We start from the raw sequence: 20,655 nt of genomic DNA on the forward strand, positions 1-20,655 counted from the left end.
AGTCGAGCGCATGGAGTACCTACAGCGCCTGCTCGACAAGCTCGACTGGGCAATTGCTGGCTTTCTCGGAGCTGTGGCTGCCGGCTGGTGGCACCGAGACGATTTAATCAACCGCAAGGCTTGGGCGGTATTCATCTTTTCGGGTGCGGTCTGTGCTCATTACCTGACGGGCCTTGTCAGTGCGTACTTCGGTATCGATGAGCCCCGCAGCGTGGCCGGTGTCGGTTTCCTCCTAGGCACCTTCGGCGGATCGCTGATTGCCGCGATTACCCGAGCTATCAAAGCCGCTGACCTGTGGGCGCTCATCCGCCAACGGTTTGGGGGAGGTAGTCCATGATTCTCGAATACATCAATGCCTACTCAGCTGGCGTCATTGCGTTGTGGGCGACTTGGTGCATCTTAAGCGGGAAGGTTCGTGACGGAGTGCTGGGCAAGATTATCTATGCGGTGATTGCCTTGAGCGGCTACGCGATTTTGGCTCGCAGTGAGCGGATGTTCTTCTCACCCACGATTGCCGGGACCACGCTCTATGTCTCGCTTGCGATGGCCGGTGTCCGGCATTGGTTTATGGTTACGTACTGGCCGCAGACCAAGGTATGGCTATGTCGCATGTTGAACTGCGAACACTGCCTGCGCTGTGACATCCGAAAGCACCAAGTGGAGCGCACGAAGACCTAACCGCAGCTCGCGCCACGGCTTATAAGGGGGGTTAGAAAAGCGCGTAGCTGAAGACTGCTCCAGGGTTTAGTTGTCGCTGACTTGTACGGGCACGGCCACGTGCAAACCCTCATTCTGGTGAATTGAGTTTGGTAGCAGTACTAGGGTGATGAAGATTATTGCTCGGATGGACTTATGCATTGGTAGCTCCTGAAGAATTTGCTCTTCAGGAATTTCTACTAAACCTCGATCTCACGCATCTGTACCCGATGTAGATCCTCAAACCCCGCGTATTCAAAGGGCTCCAGCGCGATACAAATCTTGCCTATAAATTCTTCCCGGGTAGGTGTGCCGCGGGTGAGTGCGGCACGGGTGACTACTTCGCTTTCAATGCTTCTTGGATTAGGTCTGCATAGTTAGAGAGGCTTTTCATCTCAGACTCAAGATTAACTGAAGAGCCTGACGCCGCTAGAGCGGTGATTACTTCAAGTGCAGCTGCAACGGCATAGGTGCGTCTTTCTGTTTCACCATGGCCGTACATTGTGCTTGCGTTGAGTACCTGCTCACCAATAGTCATATGTCATCCTTAGGATTAGTTGAGCTTCATAGATAGCGGCAACCTGCCACTATTTCAAGCCGAACGATTCATTGAATGACGTTCGTATGCATTGAATGAATAGTTCTGCGAAAACCAACCCCATGAATGAGGCTAAACATGGCCCTATGTGGCGCATCCAAGCGCGGCAACGGGGAACCATGTAAGCGTCACGCAATACCAGGTTCCTCTCGCTGCAAGCTACATGGCGGCAAGAGTTCAGGCCCCAAAGAACAAAGGGGCAATAAGAACGCCGCCAAGCCTGGCTCAATCTACAGCCAGTTCCTTACCGACGACGAAAACGACTTGCTCGCCAGTATTCAGCTTGGCCGGGTTGACGATGAGTTGCGTCTGACGCGAATTCGTTTGATGCGTGCCCTAGCTAGGGAGAATGAGTTCGGCAACACCCTTGAGGTGGACTCGGAGAAAGAAGAGCCGATTCAGATCAATGGAAAAGAGACGGCTCTGACGTCAATCACCACAACAAGCAAGGTTCGGGACTACTCAGCCCTCATTGACCGACTGACCGCCAGAGTCGAAAGCCTGGAGCGCACTAATGAAGACCTTGAGACCCGGCGCCTCACCAACGAGAAACTGCGCCGCGAACTGGAAGACCCGAACAAGGGCTTGCCGGAACCCAAGCAAGTCATCATCGGGGTAGAAGATGCAAGCGACCCTGAAGCTGAACAAGCCGCAGTTTGAGTTCATCAAGCACCCGCAGAAGTTCTCTGCTTTCGTGGGTGGATACCGAAGCGGCAAAACGTTTGTAGGCTGCGTTCGGCTGTGTATCAACGCACTGGAGAACCCAGGTATTCCCCAAGGCTACTTTGCCCCGACCTATCCGCAGATAGCCGATATTTTCTACGACACCATGCCGGTGGTTGCCGAGGCGTTCGGATTGTTGGCGGATATTGTGGCCAGTAAAAAGCGGGTCTACCTGCGTGACAACCTCGGGCGCTGCCTGTCGACCATCGTCTGCAAGAGCATGGAGCACCCGCACCGGATTGTCGGTTTCAACATCGCCCATGCGTTGGTCGACGAAATCGACTGTATGCCGATCAAGAAGGCCGACAGCGCGTGGAAGAAGATCATTGCGCGGATGTCCACGGTCTGGCCGACACGCGAGCAGAACACTATTGACGTGACCACGACGCCCGAGGGCTTCAACTGGGTCTATCGCAAATTTGTCAAAGAGCTGGCGGCCAATCCGGCCCAGCGCCCGTTGTATGGGATCGTGCATGCCAGCACCCGAGACAACACCAAGAACCTGCCCAAGGACTACATACCGTCCTTGCGCGAGTCGTATCCGGCGAACTTGGTCGACGCTTATATCGACGGTCTGTTCGTCAACCTGACATCAGGCAACGTCTACCCCAACTTCAGCCGACACCTCAGCCATACAAGCGAGACCATTCGCCTGGGGGAAGCGCTGCATATTGGAATGGACTTCAACATCAACCGGATGGCTGCGGCTGTATTTGTTATTCGCGACGGTGAGCCGCTGTTGCTGGATGAGCTAACCAACCTGTTTGATACGCCGGCCATGATCGAAGCGTTGAAAAAACGCTACGAAGGCAAGCATGTCATTACGGTTTATCCCGATGCCAGCGGCAAGAACCGCAAGAGCGTGAACGGCAGCGAGTCCGACCACAGTTTGCTCAAGAAAGCCGGTTTTACGGTGCGGGCAAACCCTGCCAATCCGCTGGTGCGTGACCGTGTGTTGGCTGTCAACGCCATGCTTCTGAATGGTGATGGCCTGCGCCGCTGCAAAGTGAATACCGACAAATGCCCAGTCACCACTCAGGTGCTGGAGCAGCAGGCGTACACGGAGCAGGGCGAACCCAACAAAGACGGTACAGAAGACCCGGCAGACGCCTTCGGTTACTTCATTGTCCACCGATATCCAATAGTTAAACGCACCGCCACAACTGCCCCTCTGAGAATGTGACCATGAGTGATGACCCAAGCAAAACGCTCCCGGCCGTGGATGCCATGCGCCAGGACTGGGCCATTGTCGATGCGCTGATGGGCGGCACCAAGGCAATGCGCGAGGCCGGACAGGTTTACTTGCCCAAGTGGCCGAAGGAAGACGACGATTCATACAAGGCTCGCATCACTTCATCGACGTTGCTCCCGGCCTACAGCGAGACGGTGCACAACATGACGGGGCGGGTGTTTGCCGAGCCGATTGTGCTCGGTGATGACGTGCCTGAACTGACTCAAGGCTTCGCGCAGAACTTCGACCGCCAGGGCAATAACCTTCAGGTGTGGTCGCAGTCAGCGTTTGTGACCGGCTTGTCCCATGGTCTTTGCCATGTATTCGTCGACTACCCGAAGGCTGAGGGTTTACGCACGGCTGCTGATGAGAAGGCCGCCGGTGTACGCCCTTATGCAATCCTGATTCAGCCCGAGCAGGTGCTGGGCTGGCGAGCTGCCTCAACGGGCGGTGAGCAAGCGTTGACCCAATTCCGTTATATGGAGTGCATCGAGGAAGACGACGGTGCTTTTGGCTGCAAGAAGGTCATGCAGATCCGTGTGCTTGAGCCGGGCGCCTGGCGCACTTATCGCGAGGTCGAGGGTGTGAACGGCAAAAAGACCTGGCAGCCCCACGACGAAGGGCGGACCAGCCTCGACGTGATCCCGTTGGCCACGTTCTATACCAAGCGCACCGGTTTTATGACGGCAACACCGCCTTTGCTTGAACTGGCATATATGAACGTCAAGCATTGGCAGTCGCAGAGCGATCAGGACAACATCCTGCATGTTGCGCGGGTGCCGATGCTGATGATTAGCGGCATTGATGACGACACCTTTGAGCTGAAGGTCGGTACCAGTTCGGCGACCAAGCTGCCCAAGGACGGCAACATGAAGTGGGTCGAGCATTCCGGCAAGGCCATCGAGGCCGGGCGCACGGCGTTGCACGACCTCGTGGATGATATGCGTCTGTCCGGAGCCAAGCTGCTGCAAAAGGACAAGCAAGTCACCAAGACTGCCACGCAGGCCGAGGACGAAGCAGCTCAGGAAATGAGCCCGCTGCAAACCATGGCCGAGCGCTTCGAGGACTTTATCGATCAGGTGCTGCAGTACTTCGCCCTGTGGACCAAGCAGCCAGAAGGCGGGCACGTTCAGGTCAATGGCAACTTCGATATCGACTTCGCCCCGGAAACCAAGCTGCCGCTGCTGGTGAGCATGGCCAGCCAGGGGCGCCTGTCCGATGAAACCCTGTTCAGGGAAATCCAGCGCCGCGGCGTGATCTCGGATGACCTGGATTGGGACACCGAAAAGCAGAAGATCGCAGATCAAGGTCCAAGCCTCGGAGTGCTCTAGATGGCTACGGTTAACTCGCTGCTGGAGAATGAGCATGTTGCCCATGCGGTATCACTGGAGCAGTACAAGCTCGGTGTGGTACGGCGGATCATTGCCCAGCTCAACCGGTCGGATGCAAGCCTTGCCGCTGCGCTGACGGAAGCGCTGGAGCGAATGCCCGCCGAGTCGTTCACGGTTGAGCGTTTGGAGTTGCTGTTGGACGAGGTTCGTTCGATCAATGCCCAGGCTTATGCGCAGGTATCCAAGGCGTTGCAGGCTGACTTGAATGAACTGGCAGGCTACGAGGCGAGCTGGCAGCAGACGCTGCTTGAAAAACTGGTCCCTCAGCCTGTGCAAGTGCGTTTCCCCGTTGTCAGTATCAGCGGCGAGCAGGCGTATGCGGCGGCTATGTCCCGGCCGTTTCAGGGGCGCTTGCTGCGTGACTGGTCGAAAAGCATTGAAGCCGATCGGATGGTCAAAGTCCGCAATGCTGTGCGCACCGGTTACCTTGAAGGCAAGACCACAGACCAGATCGTGCGCAGTATTCGCGGTACCCGGGCAACGGGGTATGCCGATGGTTTTCTGGAGCGCCCCCGCAAAGACCTGGCCGCAGTCATCCGCACGGCAGTCAGCCATACGGCGGCCACGGCCCGGCAAGAATTCAGCAAGGCCAACGCAGAAATTTTGAAGGCCGAGCGCTGGATTAGCACACTGGATGACGGCACCTCGGCGCCATGCCGTATCCGTGACCAGTTGCAGTTCGAAGTGCTTACGCACAAGCCAATCAAGCACCATATTCCATGGTTGCAAGGGCCGGGGAGGCTGCACTTCAACTGCCGGAGTACCTCAAGCCCGGTCACCAAGTCATGGCGTGAGCTCGGCATTCCCATTGACGAGATGACACCGGGGCAGCGGGCAAGCATGGATGGCACCGTGTCGGCCGAGTTGAACTACAGCGCCTGGCTCGACAATCAGCCGGATGAGCGCAAAGCCCATGTGCTTGGGCGGGAACGCTACAAGCTTTATAAGGCCGGCAAGCTTGCCTTGGAGGACTTTTACTCGCCCTCAGGGGAGTGGCTGACACTTGATCAGATCAAGGCGCGGGACGCGCAGGCATTCGCTAAGATGGCGGCATGACCGACAAGCCCAAGCTTCACCTTATTCAAGGCACCCTTGCCCCGGACACCCCGGCGGAGAAAGTACGCAAGCGAGTACGGGCCATGCCCAAACCGCCTACCATGGTGCAGTGCCATCGCTGCGGCGGGCGTGAGGTGATTGAGACAGAGATCGGTGTGCTGATGAAGAATGGAAAGCCAACGGGTGGGACTAAGACGATGATCTGCGTCGTCTGCCTGTTACGGGGTGAAAGAGTCCTAGTACTGTAGTTTTGCCGCTAAGGGAAATGGTCTGCTTACTCCGGACATACTTTCAGGTGGTGAATAATGGTATAAAAGATTTCTATAATTGTTCCTGAGGGTGTCCATATGGATCTTGCATCACTCATTGACGCGACTAAAGTCGGATCTACATTTTCGATCTCCCCGCAAAGTCTAAGTGTCCCGATCTCGGAGTTTCAGTCTGCTGTCCGCGAGATTCGACGCCTAGAGAAGGATGGCGTTGTGAGTGTGATCAAGGAGCACAATGAAAGCTCCTCGGGTAATGACTATGTAGATTTGCTTTTCGTCGAGAAGCTTTAAACATTTGTCGTTGGATTAACTTAAACAACGAACGTAAAAAAGCCCTGGCATCTGCCGGGGCTTTTTATTGGGCGCGATTCCGGATGGATAGCGCCGCACCGGGCCGGATGGCCCATCAATTGGGCGTATGCCCGGAGACTCACTCATGAAACTCAAGCTCGATGAACAAGGCCATGTGGTCGTTCAAGACGGTAAACCGGTCTACACCCATGACGATGGAAAGGACGTTGCGTTTGACGCGCCATCGGCCGTATCCAAAATCACGGCACTGAACGCTGAAGCCAAAGGGCACCGCGAAGCCAAAGAAACCGCCGAAGCGAAAGCCAAGGCATTTGAAGGCATCGAAGACCCTGAAAAGGCCCGGGCTGCACTGGCAACCGTCGCCAACCTGGATGCTGGCCAGCTTGTTCAAGCAGGCAAGGTCGAAGAGATCAAAGCCGCTGCCATCGCCGCCACTGAGGAAAAGTTCAAGGCCCAGGTGGCGACTCTGGCTGAGCAAGTGAAGACAGTCACCACCGAGCGCGATAACACCACCGGGATTCTCTATCAGGAAAAGATCGGCGGCGCCTTTGGGCGCTCCAAGTTTGTCACCGACAAAATCGCCGTACCGCCGGACATGCTGCAAAACACCTTCGGCAAGGCCTTCAAGGTCGAAGACGGCAAGGTCGTTGCCTATGGCGTTGACGGCAACAAGATTTACAGCCGTGCCCGTCCGGGGGAACTGGCTGATTTCGACGAAGCGCTGGAAGCCCTTGTCGAGCGCTACCCGCACCGCGAAAACATTCTGAAGAGTTCTGGCGCCAATGGCGGCGGGGCCCCGAACAATGGCGGCAAGGGTAGCGGACAAAAGACTCTGCCCCGTGCTGCATTCGATGCACTGGACCCGACCGCCAAGGCGGCTCATGCACGAAGTGGCGGCACGGTCACTGACTGACCACACGCCGCTGGGCGAACCCCGGCAGCAACCCTACAGCCCGCGCTTGCGGGTTTTTTTATATCTGGAGAACGCCCGTGGCGAATACGTTGAACAACCTCGTCCCTGACCTCTATGAGGCCTTGGACGTCATTTCTCGCGAAATGACCGGCTTTATCCCGGCCGTATCCCGTGACTCGTCCTTTGCGCGGGCGGCGATCGGCCAGGATGTGCTGGTGCCCATCACCACCGAAGCGGCGGCGGCCGATAACACCCCGGGCGTCACCGCGCCTGATACGGGTGACACCATCGTCGATAACGTTGCGGTGGCCATCACCAAGAGCAAGCACGTCGCGGTGCGCTGGAATGGCGAGCAAAGCAAGGGCCTGCAAAACGCGGGCACCTTCTCGAGCATCCAGGCCGACCGCTTCTATCAGGCGATGCGCACGCTGGTGAACGAGGTGGAGAAAGACCTCAACCTTGAGGCGTACCGCAACGCTTCACGCGCATACGGCACAGCTGGCACCACGCCGTTTGGCACCGCTGCCGACTTGTCGGACTTTGCGGGCGTGCTGGGCATCCTCGAGAAGAACGGCGCACCCACCAACGACTTGCAGCTGGTGCTGGGCCACTCAGCCATTGGCAATATGCGCGGGAAGCAATCCGGCCTGTTCAAGGTCAACGAAGCGGGTTCGAGCGACATGCTGCGCAACGGCATGACCGACCGCATCATGAATATGGCAATTCGTCATTCCCACCAGGTGGGCCGTCACGTCAAAGGCACTGGCGCGGAATACGTCACCAGCGGTGCAGGTGCGGTGGGCGCAACCTCCGTGGCGCTGGCTGCGGGCACCGGCACTGTGCTGGCGGGCGATATCGCTACCTTCGAGGTGGACGAAGCCAACAAGTACGTTGTGGGCGCAGGCGTTACGGCTCCGGGCACGATCAAGCTGAACAAACCCGGTGCACAGATCCTGATCCCGACCGGCAACGCCTTGACCTTGGGCAACTCTTACACCGCCAACGTGGCATTTGCCCGCTCGGCCATCGTGCTGGCAACCCGAGCCCCGGCCATGCCTGAGGGCGGTGACTCGGCGGACGACGTGATCACCATCACCGACCCACTGACCGGGCTGTCCTTTGAAATCGCGGTTTACCGCCAGTTTCTGCAAACGGCCTACCACGTCCGTCTGGCTTGGGGCTGCCGCGCCATCAAGTCCGAACATATCAGCCTGCTGCTGGGCTAATTCGACCACAACGATAACCGGGGGCTTAGGCCCCTGTGTTTGCGGAGAATGACAATGGCGGGACTGACCAAAGAACAGAAGGCGGCAAAGGTGCTGCTGGAGAAGGCGATCGCACTAAGCGGGATGAGCGCCGAGGACTTCGACAAGTTGGGTGAACAGGAGCGCGCTGACTGGGGCAAAAGTGCACAGGATGCCCTTGAACTTGAGGCAGCCGACGCGCAACGACTTGCTAATGAAACGGTCGCCAATCGCACAAGAGCCAATCCAGCTGAGAAAGACGATGAACCCGACTACACCGGTCTGACCAAGGTCGAGCAAGGCGGCGAAGTGCTGTATGTGCATCCGACCTGTATTGACGACCACGCGCGGCTTGGCTGGAAAGAGGTCTGATATGGCACTGGTGATCGAGAACGGCAGTGGTGTGCCGGGGGCGGAAAGCTTTGCGACGGCTGACGAACTGGTCACCTATGCCGTGAATTTTGGCAAGGTCATCCCGGTCGAGCCGATCCAGCTTGAAGCGCTCCTGCGCCGCGCCGCATTGCAAATGAACGCATTGCCATGGAAGGGAGGCGCAGCCCGTCGGGATCAGCCATTGTCCTGGCCCCGCGCAGGGGTCAAACGCCATGGTTGGGTGTTGCCGCACAACCAGATTCCGTCCCAGATCAAGGCCGGGCAGATGGCGCTGGCGGCCGAGATTCATGCCGACGACCTTGCGCCTCCTGAACTGAAGAAGGGCGCAGTTACCATGGATCGTGTCGATGGAGCTGTAACGCGGCAATACGCGGAAGCATCCGCCATAGCCAGAAAGGCGGCGGCAAGTCGGCAATCGGTTGCGCAGTTCGCTGACCTGCTGGAGTCATCCAGTCAGGTAGCCTTGCGGAGGTCTTAATGTCCTTCTACGACGATATGGCCGGGGTGGCGCTGGAGTTGATTGCCGAGTTCGGCCAGGGCGTGATCCTGCGGGAAGCCATCCCCGGCGAGTATGACCCCGAGACGGGACAGACTGCTCCCGATCAGACGCGGGAGCAGATCGGCCAAGGCATCATGGCTGACTTCAGCGGTTTGGAGTTTCAAAACAACAGCCTGATCAAGCAGGGTGACAAAAAGCTCAAGCTCGCGGCCAGCGGCCTTGAGTGGGCGCCAAGCCTGATGAGCAAGGTAGTGGTGCAAGGTGTTAGCTGGACAATCGTCCCGCCGCTCAAAGAGATAAACCCGGCTGGAACACCGCTTCTCTATGAATTGCAGGTGCGCTTATGAGCTTCAGCCTGGATTTGAAAGCCTTTGCCGATAAGGCCAAAGGCAATGTAGAGCAGGTCGTCAAAAAGGTCTCGCTTGATCTGTTGAGCGCGGTGGTGGATCGATCACCCGTGGGCAACCCCGAGCTTTGGGCCGCAAACATTCAGCACCGCCAGGCAAACACTGCGGCAGCCGATGCCTATGACTACAACGTCGCGATTCGCAACACGGTGATCAACCTCAATGACAGCAACTTCACTAAGTCTGGCAAGCTGAAACGGGGCGTGAAATATGCCAAAAAGTTGACCAAAACCGAGCGGGTTCAGAATTTCAATATCAATGGTTTGGTGACTGGCAAGGATTACGTCGGCGGCAGGTTTCGAGGTAACTGGCAGGTATCATTTGAGGTTGGTGAAACCGGGGTGCTGGACCTGGTCGACCCGAGAGGAACACGTGCTAAAGCCAGCGGCACGCAGGTGATTGGGCAGTTCCAGATCGGGGTGGGTAGTATCTGGATGATGAACAACCTCCCGTATGGGCCGCGCCTTGAATATGAGGGCTGGTCCAGTCAGGCGCCCGCTGGCATGGTGCGCATTTCGACCACGGAGTTTCAAACATTCGTCAATAAAGCTGTATCGGAGCTGCCGGCATGAGCGATCGGGTGATACGCAGCCTTTTTGAGATGCGCCTCAAGGGTTGGGCTGACGCCCGGGAGCCCAAACTGCCGATTGCTTTCGAGGATGTGGCATTTACACCGCCGCCGGGCGATGCCACCTATTTGAAGGTGTATCTGCTGCCAGGCAACACAGACAGCGAAGACCTGGAAGGCAAACACACATCGTACCGTGGCGTACTGCAGGTCAGTATTGTCACCAAGGCCGGATCTGGCCGTGGCGCCGCAGGGATGATCGCCGAAGAGCTTGCAGCTCTGTACCCGAATAATCTTGAACTGCAAAAGCCGGGGCCGGGCAAGGAGCCATTCAGTGTGTATATCCGCTCGCCGATGACTACGGCCCCGGCGATTCAAGGCGATTCCACTAGCTCGCTGCCTGTCTCGTTCCAGTACCGCGCAGATACTTGTTGAGATGTTTTTAGTCTTTGTTGCGTCGGCTTCTGAACCACTTCACCAAGTACCAAGGCGACGCCAGTATCAGGACAAGAATCGCTGCCAGGGGCAGAGAGTCTATCCACAGCCATGCCAGCAGCCTGGATTCGATCAACCAACCTTGGGCGCCATTCGGATCGATTTGGGCGTAGGCCGACAGTAGTGCAATCACTGAGGTGATTAGCGCGAACCAAATGGCGCTACGAACTTGCTCTCGATTCATATGTGTTCGATTCCATGAGTGGCATTACGTAAGGCGCGCGATCCTATCAACCCGCCGTCATTCGGTCGATGGCTCTATTCGCCATTCAACTGACTTCATCCTAATACGCCCATAGGGCAACCCCTGAACCCGCCTAGAGCGGGTTTTGTCATTTCTGAAAGAGGCAAACACAATGGGCTACAAACTCCCCAACGGCGGCACGTTCCAGCATGCCGCCACCTATGCCGCTGCTCTGGCGTTCACCGCGATCAGCAACGCTACCGAAGCCGTGGCCACCGTTGAAGGTGCAGATCTGGAGGAGGGCGATATCGTTCTGGTCGAATCGGGCTGGAGCACTCTAAACGGGCGAGTCGTGCGCGTGAAAACCGCGACTGCGGTGTCCATCACTCTTGAGGATATCGACACCTCTGACACGCAAAGCTTCCCGGCGGGCTCCGGTGGCGGGACCCTAAAGAAGATCGATACGTGGGTGCAGATTCCGCAAGTCACTGACGTGGCGTTTTCCGGCGGTGAGCAGCAGTACACGGACGTCGTTTTTCTAGAAGACAAGCAAGGCCGCCAAGTACCCACCGACAAATCGGCCGCCAGTATGGCGCTGACCATTGCTGACGATCCGGGCAAGCCGTTTGTGACGGTGCTGGAAGCCGCTGATGCCGGGCGCAAAGTCGAAGCTGTGCGCCTGAACCTGCCGGGCAATGACACCATTTACTACGGTGCCTACACCTCGTTCTCCAAGCAGCCGACTGTCTCACGTAACAACGTGCTGACCCGCACCGTCAACTTGGCGCTTCAGGCCGAACCGACCCGTTATCTGGCGTAAGGAGGCTTCATGGCCAAGTTCAAGATTCAACAAAATCCGACATTCAAGGTCAGTGTTGAGATCCCCCGCGTGGGTGCCGAGCCCGACAAGGTTCCTTTTGAGTTCCAGTACCGGGATCGCAAAGCCCTGGCGGCTTTGTTCTTGTCATGGCAGGAAGCCTATAAAGCGGATGAAGAACGCTTCAAGGAGATGGGGGCTGAGCTGACCATCGTTGTGCTGACCGAAGCCAACATTGAGCGCCAAGTCAGCCAGGTCCAAGCACTGGTTGTTGGCTGGGGCTATGACACCAAGCTCAGCCAAGAGTCCATTCGTGCGCTGGTGGAGACCTCGGCCGGCGCCGGAGATGCAATCGTCAAAGCCTATCAGGGCGCTTTTGAAGCGGCCCGCCTGGGAAACTGATCGAGGTCGGTCGCGCCCTGTATCAACCATCAGCGTCAGCCGAGCAGCTCAGCCTGTTCGGCCTGACGTCGACGGACTACGACGATACCGTCGAGGTCTGGCCAGACAACTGGCAGGCATTCCGCCTCTTTGAGGCCATGTCCACACAGTGGCGGATGGGGGCATGTGGCGCCACCGGCCTCGATTACACGGCGATCTACGACACCGCCAGCCTCTTGGGCATCAGCAAAAAACACACCCTCAAACTCTTCCATGACCTTCGGGTGATAGAAGCCGAAGCCATGCTCGTCATGTCTGAACAAATGAAGGAAGGATGACGGCATGACCGATATTGCGAGTCTCGGGATTGAAGTCCAGACCGGCGACGTCACCAAGGCGGGCACCGAACTCGATAAATTCGTTCAGGCCGGGGAGAAGGCAGAAAAGGCCGCAGTAGGGGTTGGTCAGAGCTTTGAAAAGGCCTCCACTGCCGCCACTGGATTGACCAGCGCTGAAACCAGGCTGGGTGAAAGCACTGAAGACGCCAAAACGCGTTTGCTGGCCATGGCCAAAGCCTCTCTGGATTCCAGTGAGTACTTGAAGAGCTTGGCATCGAGCGTCAATTCCAGCACCACCGCCATGGATGCAGCCCGAGCCACCACCACCGACTTTGCTGCACTCAACCGGCGACTTAAGGCGGATGCTGACGCTTTGGTCGGAACGGTAGACCAACAAGCACAATCCACCCGCCAAGCAGCAGCGGCGACCGGGGTGCAGGCCGACGGCCTGGCCAAGCTTCTGGGGCAAATCAATCCTGCCGTTGCAGCGCTGGGGCGTCTTGATGAACAGCAGGCCAAGCTCGAGCAATACCGCAAGGCCGGGCTGATTGATGCAGAGACCTTCAAGGATTACTCGACGCGCCTCGATTCGACGCGCAAGAGCCTTGGCGGGTTTGACGATGGGTTGTCGAAAACCGGCCTGAGTGCGAAGCAAACCGAGGCGGCACTGCGTCAATTACCGGCTCAGTTCACCGATATATTTACCAGCCTGGCAGGCGGCCAAAACCCGCTGATGGTGTTGATCCAACAGGGCGGGCAGATCAAGGACTCGTTTGGAGGCATTGATAACACCCTGAACGTGCTCAAGGATAAGTTTCGGTCGCTGTTTTCAGGGGGCTCGGGCGTCGCTGACTTGGGGGCTTCGCTGGCCGGAGTAGCAGCCAGCTCGCAGGACGTGGCTGAAAGTGCGGGTGAGGCAGGCGAGAGTCTGTCTGACCTTGCCGAGAGTTCAAACACTGCCGCGGAAGCCGCTGAAAATGCACAGCGCGCCGTAGGGGCCATTCAACCCGTGGTCAGTGGCACTTCGCTCAGTTTGATGGGTATGGCAGCTGCGGTTGTTGCGGCAGCTGCAGCCTTGGGCGTTCTAATCTACGGCTATAACCAGGGCAGCAAAGAAGCCGACGAATACAACAAGTCGCTGATCTTGACCGGCAATTACGCTGGTACAACTGCGGTACGGCTTGCAGAGCTGGCTTTGCAAGTCAGTGCAGTTAACGGCACAACCTCCGAGGCAGCAGCCACCCTCGCCAAGTTGGCGGGAAGTAGTGTCATTGCCGGTGACAGCTTGCGAACGATTGCAGATGCAGCGGCTGCTATGGAAGACGCAACAGGACGATCCGTTGACGCAACGATTGCCGAATTCGTCAAAATTGCCAAAGACCCGGTTGCCGCAGCCAAAGAACTCAACGATCAGTATCATTTTCTGACAGCCTCTGTTTACTCCCAAATCGTCGCGTTGAAGGAGCAAGGCGATCAAATTGGCGCGGCGAAACTGCTCACCGATACTTACGCCGAGACGGTTAATACACGTTCCAGTCAGATCACAGACAACTTGGGTTATATCGAACGGGCATGGAAAGGCATCACTGATGAGGCCAAAAAGTCGCTTGATGCCATTAACAACATTGGCCGCCAGGCAGCACCTTCGCAAAAGATAGCTGAGCTTACTCAGAAGGTTGCCTATGGGCGAAGTGCGGTAAAGGCAGACCCCGACGACACCGATGCGGCCAAAAGGCTCGCTGCTGCTGAAAAAGAACTGGATGCTCTCACGAAGCTGCGCGAGAACGAGGAAAAGCAGGCTAAAGAGCAGGCACAGGCTCAAGCCATTCAGGACAAAGCAATAAACTCGCAAATTGCCTTTGATGCTCGCGAGAAATCATTCCGTACCAACAAGCAAAAGCGTGAAGACGAACTCAAAAAGCTGGATCTAGAAATTGCGGCCTTCCGTGCGGCAGACCCTAAAGATCCACGACTTGAACAGTCGCGAATTGATCAGCAGATTTCAAATATCAATGCGCGATACAAAGATCCAAAGGCAGCCAGAGGAGCTACGGGGGCGGTTGACCTCACTGATTTTAATGCTGCTCAAAACGCGATCAAAGGCATTCTGGCCGAGTACGCCAACGCTCAGAAAGAACTGGACGCGCTGCAAAAAGCCGGATTGGTCACGCAGGAGGAATACGGCTGGAAGCGCGCCGGTTTGATTGGCAATGAGAAGGACGAAATCACCGGCGCGTATGAGGCTGAGATTGCTGCTTTGGAGTCAGCCAAAACCAGAAAGACTACCTCTGCTGCACAAGCCATCGAACTCGACAAAAAGATCGCCGATGCCCGCACTGACATGATCAAAGCTCAGCAGGACGCGGACAGTAAACTTAAAGTGCTGGAGATTGATCAAGAGGGGCGTCTTAAAAAACAAACCTTGGCGATCAACAGTTACATAGATGCACTGACACGCCAGAACCAAGCACTACAGCAGGCAGGCCAACGTGCAGCGGCGGGCGCGGGGCAGGGCGACCGGCAGAATACGTTCAACGGCGAACTCAATGGCATCGAAGACCGGGCCAACCAGCAGCGGCTGGATCTGGCGCGGGACAAGGCTGACGCCGCGCGCAACATGAGTGCGGATGAGTACAACCAAAAGCTGGCGGCCATCAACAAAAGCGAATCTGACCTCAAAGAAACCACCCTCAGTAACTACGAGGAAATGTCCGCCGCTCAAGGTGATTGGCGCAACGGTGCAACGGCTGCTTTCCAGAACTATCTGGACAGCGCCCGGGATGTTGCAGGCCAGACTAAAAACCTGTTCAGCAACGCGTTCAGCTCGATGGAAGATGCGGTGGTCAATTTCGCCATCACCGGGAAAGGCTCCTTCGCAGACTTCACCCAATCGATTTTGGCGGACATGGCACGCATTGCCGCTCGGCAAGCCAGCTCTGCACTGCTTAGCAGCTTGGTGGGTGCGGCTGCGGGCTACTTCGGCGGAGGTAGCTCACCTCAATCCGCGGGCTCAACGCCGGGTGGTTACAGCCCCGAAGTCATTGATGGCTGGTCTGGTGTGCAGCAAGCCAAGGGCGGTGCTTGGTATTCGGGCGTGCAGATGTTTGCCGATGGCGGCGCCTTCACCAACACCATCGTCAGCAAGCCTACAACGTTCGGCATGGCCAACGGCAAGACCGGGGTCATGGGCGAGGCGGGCGAAGAGGCAATCATGCCGCTGACCCGCACCGCCAACGGCAAACTCGGGGTCATGGCTGTGGGCGGCGGTGGGGGTGGGACTTCTCTGAGTTTCAACATGCCCATGATTGTGATGACCGACGAAGAATCAGGCCGTCCAGAAGGTGCCGAACTCGACACCGAGGCTTTCCAGCACAACATGCAAGAGCGGATGCGCGCCGTGGCCAAGGAAGAAATCGCCAAATCATGGCGCCAAGGCGGCGTCAGCAGTCGCAACGTAAAAGGGTGATGTATGGCAATAGAAACGTTCATCTGGCAGAGCGAGAAAGGCGAGGGCGAAATCACACAGCGGGTTCGAACCAAGAAATTCGGCGATGGCTATGGTCAAACGGTATCGGACGGGATCAACAACAAATCCCAGTCCTGGCCGTTTATGCACACCGGGCCCAAAGAAAAGATCAAGGCCATCATGGCGTTTCTTGATCGGCACCAAGGCGCCAGAGCCTTTCTCTGGACACCGCCGCTAGGTGAGCTCGGACTTTACACCTGCAACGGCTACAAACCCTCACCCCGTGGCGGTCAGGTCTACGCCCTGTCAGCCACATTCGAGCAAGCGTTCCACCCCTAAGGTAAACCCTAATGGCATTGATCACGGACATCCAGAAACTGGAGCCCGGCGGCGAAGTGCGCCTGTTTGAAATCGACGGCAGTGAGTACGGCGCGGATGTACTGCGGTTTCATGGTCATGCCATCCCGCACACTCCGCAAGAGCTGGCCGCGGCCGCGAACTCTCCGAATGAATTGCCGGCCAAGTCGATCTTTTGGCAGGGAAATGAATACGCCGCCTGGCCTGTCAACATAGAAGGGATAGGCGCAGACAGCGACGGCACCGCTACACGCCCGACGTTTATCGCAGGGAATGTCAGCGGCCGGGTTACCGCGCTGTGTTTGGCCTTTGAAGACCTGCTCAAATTCAAACTCACCGTGCGCGAAACGCTGGCGCAGTACCTTGATGCCGAAAACTTCCCGCAGGGCAATCCGAGTGCTGATCCGACACAAGAGGCACTGGAGATCTGGTTTATCGACCAGAAAACCGGCGAAGACGGCGAGCACGTTCAGTGGGACCTGTCCTCACCCGGCGAAATCGACAACCACGGCTTACCCGGGCGACAGATGACTACCTTCTGCCACTGGGCCATGACCGGCGGCTACCGCGGGCCGAACTGCGGGTACACCGGCCGGCAGATGTTCGACGACGAGGACATCCCGACCGATGACCCCAACAAAGACATCTGCAAAGGTTGCCTGTCGTCCTGCAAATTACGCTTCGGCGAAAACGAAGAACTGGCCCACGGTGGATTCCCTGCTGTGTCCCTCATTACCCGGAGCTGACCATGCGCAAACATCTACTGAGCGCGATTCAGGCGCATGCGGCTGAAGAGTACCCGAAAGAGTGCTGCGGCCTGCTGCTGGCCGCCGGCCGCAAGCAGCAGTACTTCCCGTGCCGGAACATCGCCAGTCAGCCGAACGAAGAATTTCGACTTGATCCCCAGGACTACGCAGCAGCGGAAGACTTGGGTGAGGTGATCGGCATTGTTCACTCCCACCCTGACGCCACCAGCCGACCGTCACCCCATGACTTGGCCATGTGCGAAGCCACGGCGTTGCCTTGGCACATTCTGAGTTGGCCTGAGGGTGATTTACGTTCGACCACACCGACAGGCCGCACGCCACTGCTCAAGCGTCCGTTTGTGCACGGCGCTTGGGACTGTTGGCAGGTGTGTGCGGACTGGTACAAACGTGAGTGGGGGCTGGAGTTTGAGACTTTCAAGAGGGAGGACGGTTGGTGGGAGAGTGCGGATAACAGCAGTCTGTATGAGGCCAATTACGAAGCGGCGGGATTCGTTCGGGTTGATCAGCCGCAGCGCGGCGACTTGATCGTTATGGCGATCGGGCGAACGGTCCATCCAAATCATGCGGGGATTTATCTCGGTGATGATCCGGCACTACCTAGTGAAGAATCAGGCGTGTTCGGGCCGGGGCCGTTTTTGCTGCATCACCTGTATGGACGGCCGTCTGAGGTGATCGTTTATGGCGGGCCTTGGCTGGACAGAGCCAGTCTGATCCTCAGGCACAAGGATGCAAAATAACCAACATGACGCGGCATGGCCGCAGGAGCAGGTTATGACTGACTCCGGTAAGGGTGGTGACGGCTTCCCCGACTACGACGACGCAGGAAAGCTGCTTGAAGGGCTTACTCGGAAGATTTCTGAGACGACTCTGGCAAAAGACCTGAAATCAAAGATTCAAGCGCAAGGTGATGAGCCGACCGATCTTTTATAATTGATTTGTCGGCTGGCATTGACTCGATTAAAGACTTGGCGGCATCAGCAACTTTGGTCCTGCCAGCCACGTCGAGATTGGCAATAGCTGTTCCTATTATCTGCATCGCTGCACATACACCCAGTTCGAAGGGTGTTACCACTCGTTGTTCTTCGCTCACATTGACCTCCGGGTCATATACGCGCCTGTATTGGCGCTATTCCAGTCCTTGGGTTTGTAGCCAAAGGGCTGGGAAAATCCTATTGAGTAAGGGCAGGAGGCTACTACGGCAGGTGAAGTGTTGTTACTGGGGATTCGTACAGGTTGCAACCATTTGCTAATCTATAGGCAATCTGCGTACACTTGGTGCCAATGAAAACAGTCTTTTTTGAAACCAAAAGCTTCACCGCTACGGTAGGTAACTACCTCACTGACGATGAATACCGACAGCTTCAGGTCGAAATGCAGGCGAACCCGGCAGCAGGCGATGTAATGCCGCGCACAGGTGGATTCCGAAAGCTACGCTGGCAAGACGCCCGCAGAGGGAAGGGCAAGCGTGGCGGATTGCGAGTTATCTATTACTGGCTGCTGGATGATGGTCAGTTCTGGATGTTTGCAATCTACGACAAGGATGAGCTTGAAAACCTGACCGCTGATCAGGAGAAAGCGCTGAAGGCGGCCATTGGTGCAGAATTGAAACAACGAGGTGGGAAATGAAAAAGCGCGATCTGTTTGCCGAACTGATGCAGGGCGTGAACGAGATGGGCGAACATCGTGAAGGGAAGATCACCCTTCGCCAGTACGAAGCAGAGGCGTTACCGGCCCCCGAGGTAACTGCTGCCGAGATCATTTCCCTGCGCGAAAAGCTTCATATGTCTCAGCCAGTGTTTGCCCGGCAGATCAGAACCAGCCCGGACACACTGAAAAATTGGGAACAGTCGAAGTCAAAGCCGAACGCCCAGGCGGCGTTGTTGATCAAGCTGGTTCAGCGCTTCCCGGATATGGTTGATAGACTCAACGCTGTTTAAGTTGATCTGTATATGAAAGCCCGGCCCTCGCGCTGGGCTTGTTGAATCTGGTGCCTTACCAGCAAACGACCCGCAAGCCGCCTACTAGATCTAATATTTCATCGGGGCGAATTGGCTGGATCTCCAATATGGAGATCAGACCATCAATCACCCTGCGCGACTCTTGACTGACCGGTTTTCCATGAGGCAGCAGCAAGTCTGCAATCGGATAGCACTCATTCGGCCAGTTTTTAAGCGCATTGATTAGTAGGTTACGTAATTCTAACAGCGCGTAAGGACCATCGGCTGGATCTGCAAGCGCTAGTCTCAGCTTCGTGAATTCAAGTTGCATTATCTGCATCCTAGTCAGTAAAAAATGTCCGGCGGCCTAGGCTTGGTCTACCTGTAATGGCGCTGGCGAAGCACTTCAGAGCAGCGCTTGGCGATTGTCAAAAAGTGCCAGCCAGTAAAAAGCATCAGCCCAACCGCACTGTACGCAGCGACTCCCAATGCTGTAATACCTACTTGGTTTGTGGCGTGTATGAGTTCTGGAGCAACGTCTTTGGCTACCCACAAGTAGTAACTCCCGGCCAGAAAACTTGGTCCACCAATTAGGGCAAGCGCCCAACTATTGAGCTCCGACCAGGGCCGCTTACGTTCGATTCGAAATAACTGTAGAGCTTTCTTAAGCGCCTTCACTGGGACTTCCTCAGACTTGGTTATAGGGCACAGCGCTACTACTGTGGCGAGTATTTAGGTATTGGCATTTCATCCATGCTGGATGCCCGTTCAGGTTCCGACAGAGCGTTATTCTTGGTGGTGGCATTTTGATGCTAAAGTTGTTTTTTTTCAAAGGAACTGAGTTATGGCCCTCAGAATCAGGAAGAGCATTAAAATTGCTCCTGGTGTTCGGATTAACATCAGCAAAAGTGGTGTGAGCACGTCTCTTGGCGTGAAAGGTGCCACAGTAAACCTAAGTAAGCGCGGTACGAGGATAACCACCGGAATTCCTGGCACTGGAATATCTTCGTCGAAGTTCTACGGGGCCGGGAAGATAGAGGCTACCCCTGCGCCGCCTACACCGGCGTGGGCGTATGTGGCCACCTTGCTAATTATCGCAGCAGTTCTTTGGTGGATATTCAGCTGAGGTCCACTCGCAGGCCTAATGTTTTCGGTGCTCTGAAATGAGAAAGCCCAGCTAAGTGCTGGGCTTTTTGTGTTTGATTGTTATTACCCGCGTTTGAGAGACACCATTGCATCCACAAACCGTTCAGCTTTCTTCTGCGTATCTACAAGAGAGCTGTTCATGACGTTCCCGCCAGTGCTCCGGGTCTGCACAACCCATCGGCCGCGTTTCGAGTAGAGGGCCACGGTACCAATTGAGTTGTAGTAAATACGAGTCTGAACCGCTTTTGACGATGTTCTTGAACTGCCTGCTGCTATCGCTCCGCCACCGAGAGGGACTGCACTGGCGAAGCCGCTGGTGGTCGAGAGTATGCCGCTGCCATAACCAATGTACTCATCAGTAAACACGACCTGTTCCGGTCTAGTCTTGAGAGGTTGTTCCATAAGCACCTGTTCGATTACCGAACGTGCCTGCTCTGGGCTGATCTTGGCCGGAGTGTATTCAACGA

The 20,655-nt window shown here is 56.5% G+C and carries 28 protein-coding genes and 1 pseudogene; 25 read left to right on the top strand and 4 right to left on the bottom strand.

All coding sequences use genetic code 11. The features are described 5' to 3' along the window. The first annotated feature begins 10 nt into the window (after positions 1 to 10). Together FJD38_RS22665 and FJD38_RS22670 are read left to right on the top strand one after the other, a co-directional pair. Complete coding sequence (locus tag FJD38_RS22665) at positions 11 to 337, top strand: MFS transporter (protein WP_146387710.1); 327 nt, start codon at positions 11 to 13, stop codon at positions 335 to 337. Further along, positions 334 to 678, top strand: a complete 345-nt coding sequence (locus FJD38_RS22670; protein ID WP_146387712.1) for a hypothetical protein — start codon at positions 334 to 336, stop codon at positions 676 to 678. The genes FJD38_RS22665 and FJD38_RS22670 overlap by 4 nt, the downstream gene beginning before the upstream one ends. A gap of 355 nt (positions 679 to 1,033) precedes the next feature. Here the strand turns inward: FJD38_RS22670 and FJD38_RS22675 are convergent, their stop codons facing one another. After that, positions 1,034 to 1,234: a hypothetical protein gene (locus FJD38_RS22675; protein ID WP_146387714.1), complete on the bottom strand. Its 201-nt coding sequence runs from the start codon at positions 1,232 to 1,234 to the stop codon at positions 1,034 to 1,036. A 138-nt stretch (positions 1,235 to 1,372) separates the two neighbouring features. Between FJD38_RS22675 and FJD38_RS25200 the strand changes: the two are divergent. From FJD38_RS25200 to FJD38_RS22735, 12 genes and pseudogenes are all read left to right on the top strand, one after another. Continuing rightward, positions 1,373 to 1,444 (top strand): annotated as a pseudogene (locus FJD38_RS25200) (HGGxSTG domain-containing protein); the annotation flags it as partial. A gap of 114 nt (positions 1,445 to 1,558) precedes the next feature. Continuing rightward, complete coding sequence (locus FJD38_RS22680) at positions 1,559 to 1,954, top strand: hypothetical protein (RefSeq protein ID WP_244302797.1); 396 nt, start codon at positions 1,559 to 1,561, stop codon at positions 1,952 to 1,954. Further along, the gene (locus FJD38_RS22685; protein ID WP_146387718.1) at positions 1,917 to 3,200 is read left to right on the top strand and encodes a terminase large subunit domain-containing protein; all 1,284 of its coding nucleotides are present in this window, start codon (positions 1,917 to 1,919) and stop codon (positions 3,198 to 3,200) included. The genes FJD38_RS22680 and FJD38_RS22685 overlap by 38 nt, the downstream gene beginning before the upstream one ends. Positions 3,201 to 3,202: 2 nt before the next feature. Next, the gene (locus FJD38_RS22690; RefSeq protein WP_146387720.1) at positions 3,203 to 4,579 is read left to right on the top strand and encodes a DUF4055 domain-containing protein; all 1,377 of its coding nucleotides are present in this window, start codon (positions 3,203 to 3,205) and stop codon (positions 4,577 to 4,579) included. Next, a complete protein-coding gene (locus tag FJD38_RS22695) occupies positions 4,580 to 5,695 on the top strand; it encodes a structural protein (protein WP_146387722.1) in 1,116 nt (371 codons plus the stop codon). A 705-nt stretch (positions 5,696 to 6,400) separates the two neighbouring features. Further along, on the top strand, positions 6,401 to 7,189 hold the full coding sequence (locus FJD38_RS22705) for a DUF6651 domain-containing protein (RefSeq protein ID WP_146387726.1): 789 nt from the start codon (positions 6,401 to 6,403) through the stop codon (positions 7,187 to 7,189). 77 nt (positions 7,190 to 7,266) lie between these two features. Next, positions 7,267 to 8,415 (top strand): major capsid protein, encoded by a 1,149-nt coding sequence (locus FJD38_RS22710; RefSeq protein ID WP_146387728.1) that lies wholly within the window; start codon positions 7,267 to 7,269, stop codon positions 8,413 to 8,415. A 54-nt stretch (positions 8,416 to 8,469) separates the two neighbouring features. Continuing rightward, positions 8,470 to 8,805: a hypothetical protein gene (locus FJD38_RS22715; RefSeq protein WP_146387730.1), complete on the top strand. Its 336-nt coding sequence runs from the start codon at positions 8,470 to 8,472 to the stop codon at positions 8,803 to 8,805. A gap of 1 nt (position 8,806) precedes the next feature. Next, positions 8,807 to 9,304, top strand: a complete 498-nt coding sequence (locus FJD38_RS22720; protein ID WP_146387732.1) for a DnaT-like ssDNA-binding protein — start codon at positions 8,807 to 8,809, stop codon at positions 9,302 to 9,304. Continuing rightward, positions 9,304 to 9,672: a hypothetical protein gene (locus FJD38_RS22725; RefSeq protein WP_146387734.1), complete on the top strand. Its 369-nt coding sequence runs from the start codon at positions 9,304 to 9,306 to the stop codon at positions 9,670 to 9,672. Before FJD38_RS22720 ends, FJD38_RS22725 begins: the two co-directional genes overlap by 1 nt. Further along, positions 9,669 to 10,304 carry a hypothetical protein gene (locus FJD38_RS22730; RefSeq protein WP_146387737.1) on the top strand — a complete coding sequence of 212 codons (636 nt, stop codon included), beginning with the start codon at positions 9,669 to 9,671 and terminating at the stop codon, positions 10,302 to 10,304. The genes FJD38_RS22725 and FJD38_RS22730 overlap by 4 nt, the downstream gene beginning before the upstream one ends. After that, the gene (locus FJD38_RS22735; protein ID WP_146387739.1) at positions 10,301 to 10,735 is read left to right on the top strand and encodes a phage tail terminator-like protein; all 435 of its coding nucleotides are present in this window, start codon (positions 10,301 to 10,303) and stop codon (positions 10,733 to 10,735) included. The genes FJD38_RS22730 and FJD38_RS22735 overlap by 4 nt, the downstream gene beginning before the upstream one ends. Before the next feature lie 7 nt (positions 10,736 to 10,742). On the opposite strand, the gene FJD38_RS22740 is transcribed toward FJD38_RS22735, so the two are convergent. Beyond that, positions 10,743 to 10,979, bottom strand: a complete 237-nt coding sequence (locus tag FJD38_RS22740) for a hypothetical protein (RefSeq protein ID WP_146387741.1) — start codon at positions 10,977 to 10,979, stop codon at positions 10,743 to 10,745. A gap of 172 nt (positions 10,980 to 11,151) precedes the next feature. Between FJD38_RS22740 and FJD38_RS22745 the strand changes: the two genes are divergently transcribed. The 10 genes from FJD38_RS22745 to FJD38_RS22785 all read left to right on the top strand — a co-directional run bounded on the left by FJD38_RS22745 (position 11,152) and on the right by FJD38_RS22785 (position 19,042). After that, on the top strand, positions 11,152 to 11,799 hold the full coding sequence (locus FJD38_RS22745; protein ID WP_146387743.1) for a phage tail protein: 648 nt from the start codon (positions 11,152 to 11,154) through the stop codon (positions 11,797 to 11,799). A 9-nt stretch (positions 11,800 to 11,808) separates the two neighbouring features. Then, positions 11,809 to 12,198, top strand: coding sequence for a phage tail assembly chaperone (locus FJD38_RS22750; RefSeq protein ID WP_146387745.1), 390 nt, complete (start codon positions 11,809 to 11,811; stop codon positions 12,196 to 12,198). Positions 12,199 to 12,260: 62 nt separating this feature from the next. Continuing rightward, complete coding sequence (locus FJD38_RS22755; RefSeq protein ID WP_425281174.1) at positions 12,261 to 12,515, top strand: DUF1799 domain-containing protein; 255 nt, start codon at positions 12,261 to 12,263, stop codon at positions 12,513 to 12,515. A 4-nt stretch (positions 12,516 to 12,519) separates the two neighbouring features. After that, positions 12,520 to 15,981, top strand: coding sequence for a phage tail tape measure protein (locus tag FJD38_RS22760; RefSeq protein WP_146387747.1), 3,462 nt, complete (start codon positions 12,520 to 12,522; stop codon positions 15,979 to 15,981). Positions 15,982 to 15,984: 3 nt separating this feature from the next. Beyond that, positions 15,985 to 16,320 (top strand): phage tail protein, encoded by a 336-nt coding sequence (locus FJD38_RS22765; RefSeq protein ID WP_146387749.1) that lies wholly within the window; start codon positions 15,985 to 15,987, stop codon positions 16,318 to 16,320. 11 nt (positions 16,321 to 16,331) lie between these two features. Next, the gene (locus tag FJD38_RS22770) at positions 16,332 to 17,084 is read left to right on the top strand and encodes a phage minor tail protein L (protein WP_146387751.1); all 753 of its coding nucleotides are present in this window, start codon (positions 16,332 to 16,334) and stop codon (positions 17,082 to 17,084) included. A 2-nt stretch (positions 17,085 to 17,086) separates the two neighbouring features. Further along, entirely contained in the window at positions 17,087 to 17,842 is a 756-nt protein-coding gene (locus FJD38_RS22775) for a C40 family peptidase (RefSeq protein ID WP_146387753.1), read from the top strand. 34 nt (positions 17,843 to 17,876) lie between these two features. After that, on the top strand, positions 17,877 to 18,035 hold the full coding sequence (locus FJD38_RS24480) for a hypothetical protein (protein WP_158637870.1): 159 nt from the start codon (positions 17,877 to 17,879) through the stop codon (positions 18,033 to 18,035). Positions 18,036 to 18,386: 351 nt separating this feature from the next. Continuing rightward, a complete protein-coding gene (locus tag FJD38_RS22780; protein ID WP_146387817.1) occupies positions 18,387 to 18,731 on the top strand; it encodes a toxin in 345 nt (114 codons plus the stop codon). After that, on the top strand, positions 18,728 to 19,042 hold the full coding sequence (locus FJD38_RS22785) for a helix-turn-helix domain-containing protein (protein WP_146387755.1): 315 nt from the start codon (positions 18,728 to 18,730) through the stop codon (positions 19,040 to 19,042). Before FJD38_RS22780 ends, FJD38_RS22785 begins: the two co-directional genes overlap by 4 nt. A gap of 55 nt (positions 19,043 to 19,097) precedes the next feature. On the opposite strand, the gene FJD38_RS22790 is transcribed toward FJD38_RS22785, so the two are convergent. Further along, positions 19,098 to 19,373: a hypothetical protein gene (locus tag FJD38_RS22790; protein ID WP_146387757.1), complete on the bottom strand. Its 276-nt coding sequence runs from the start codon at positions 19,371 to 19,373 to the stop codon at positions 19,098 to 19,100. A gap of 513 nt (positions 19,374 to 19,886) precedes the next feature. Between FJD38_RS22790 and FJD38_RS22795 the strand changes: the two genes are divergently transcribed. Next, positions 19,887 to 20,168 carry a DUF4236 domain-containing protein gene (locus FJD38_RS22795; protein WP_146387759.1) on the top strand — a complete coding sequence of 94 codons (282 nt, stop codon included), beginning with the start codon at positions 19,887 to 19,889 and terminating at the stop codon, positions 20,166 to 20,168. 83 nt (positions 20,169 to 20,251) lie between these two features. On the opposite strand, the gene FJD38_RS22800 is transcribed toward FJD38_RS22795, so the two are convergent. Then, the gene (locus FJD38_RS22800; RefSeq protein WP_244302798.1) at positions 20,252 to 20,554 is read right to left on the bottom strand and encodes a hypothetical protein; all 303 of its coding nucleotides are present in this window, start codon (positions 20,552 to 20,554) and stop codon (positions 20,252 to 20,254) included. Between the last annotated feature and the right edge of the window lie 101 nt (positions 20,555 to 20,655).

The sequence above is a fragment of the Pseudomonas saxonica genome (genome assembly GCF_007858365.1).
Classification (GTDB): Bacteria; Pseudomonadota; Gammaproteobacteria; order Pseudomonadales; family Pseudomonadaceae; genus Aquipseudomonas; species Aquipseudomonas saxonica.

What these genes read in the sequence shown, in the direction of transcription:
- FJD38_RS22760 (WP_146387747.1), top strand. Translation starts at nt 12,520, where the DNA reads ATGACCGATATTGCGAGTCTCGGGATTGAAGTCCAGACCGGCGACGTC.
- FJD38_RS22705 (WP_146387726.1), top strand. Translation starts at nt 6,401, where the DNA reads ATGAAACTCAAGCTCGATGAACAAGGCCATGTGGTCGTTCAAGACGGT.
- FJD38_RS22795 (WP_146387759.1), top strand. Translation starts at nt 19,887, where the DNA reads ATGGCCCTCAGAATCAGGAAGAGCATTAAAATTGCTCCTGGTGTTCGG.
- FJD38_RS22690 (WP_146387720.1), top strand. Translation starts at nt 3,203, where the DNA reads ATGAGTGATGACCCAAGCAAAACGCTCCCGGCCGTGGATGCCATGCGC.
- FJD38_RS22670 (WP_146387712.1), top strand. Translation starts at nt 334, where the DNA reads ATGATTCTCGAATACATCAATGCCTACTCAGCTGGCGTCATTGCGTTG.
- FJD38_RS22730 (WP_146387737.1), top strand. Translation starts at nt 9,669, where the DNA reads ATGAGCTTCAGCCTGGATTTGAAAGCCTTTGCCGATAAGGCCAAAGGC.
- FJD38_RS22775 (WP_146387753.1), top strand. Translation starts at nt 17,087, where the DNA reads ATGCGCAAACATCTACTGAGCGCGATTCAGGCGCATGCGGCTGAAGAG.
- FJD38_RS22735 (WP_146387739.1), top strand. Translation starts at nt 10,301, where the DNA reads ATGAGCGATCGGGTGATACGCAGCCTTTTTGAGATGCGCCTCAAGGGT.
- FJD38_RS22745 (WP_146387743.1), top strand. Translation starts at nt 11,152, where the DNA reads ATGGGCTACAAACTCCCCAACGGCGGCACGTTCCAGCATGCCGCCACC.
- FJD38_RS22665 (WP_146387710.1), top strand. Translation starts at nt 11, where the DNA reads ATGGAGTACCTACAGCGCCTGCTCGACAAGCTCGACTGGGCAATTGCT.
- FJD38_RS22780 (WP_146387817.1), top strand. Translation starts at nt 18,387, where the DNA reads ATGAAAACAGTCTTTTTTGAAACCAAAAGCTTCACCGCTACGGTAGGT.
- FJD38_RS24480 (WP_158637870.1), top strand. Translation starts at nt 17,877, where the DNA reads ATGACTGACTCCGGTAAGGGTGGTGACGGCTTCCCCGACTACGACGAC.
- FJD38_RS22765 (WP_146387749.1), top strand. Translation starts at nt 15,985, where the DNA reads ATGGCAATAGAAACGTTCATCTGGCAGAGCGAGAAAGGCGAGGGCGAA.
- FJD38_RS22675 (WP_146387714.1), bottom strand. Translation starts at nt 1,234, where the DNA reads ATGACTATTGGTGAGCAGGTACTCAACGCAAGCACAATGTACGGCCAT.
- FJD38_RS22685 (WP_146387718.1), top strand. Translation starts at nt 1,917, where the DNA reads ATGCAAGCGACCCTGAAGCTGAACAAGCCGCAGTTTGAGTTCATCAAG.
- FJD38_RS22785 (WP_146387755.1), top strand. Translation starts at nt 18,728, where the DNA reads ATGAAAAAGCGCGATCTGTTTGCCGAACTGATGCAGGGCGTGAACGAG.
- FJD38_RS22750 (WP_146387745.1), top strand. Translation starts at nt 11,809, where the DNA reads ATGGCCAAGTTCAAGATTCAACAAAATCCGACATTCAAGGTCAGTGTT.
- FJD38_RS22770 (WP_146387751.1), top strand. Translation starts at nt 16,332, where the DNA reads ATGGCATTGATCACGGACATCCAGAAACTGGAGCCCGGCGGCGAAGTG.
- FJD38_RS22715 (WP_146387730.1), top strand. Translation starts at nt 8,470, where the DNA reads ATGGCGGGACTGACCAAAGAACAGAAGGCGGCAAAGGTGCTGCTGGAG.
- FJD38_RS22740 (WP_146387741.1), bottom strand. Translation starts at nt 10,979, where the DNA reads ATGAATCGAGAGCAAGTTCGTAGCGCCATTTGGTTCGCGCTAATCACC.
- FJD38_RS22720 (WP_146387732.1), top strand. Translation starts at nt 8,807, where the DNA reads ATGGCACTGGTGATCGAGAACGGCAGTGGTGTGCCGGGGGCGGAAAGC.
- FJD38_RS22790 (WP_146387757.1), bottom strand. Translation starts at nt 19,373, where the DNA reads ATGCAACTTGAATTCACGAAGCTGAGACTAGCGCTTGCAGATCCAGCC.
- FJD38_RS22725 (WP_146387734.1), top strand. Translation starts at nt 9,304, where the DNA reads ATGTCCTTCTACGACGATATGGCCGGGGTGGCGCTGGAGTTGATTGCC.
- FJD38_RS22695 (WP_146387722.1), top strand. Translation starts at nt 4,580, where the DNA reads ATGGCTACGGTTAACTCGCTGCTGGAGAATGAGCATGTTGCCCATGCG.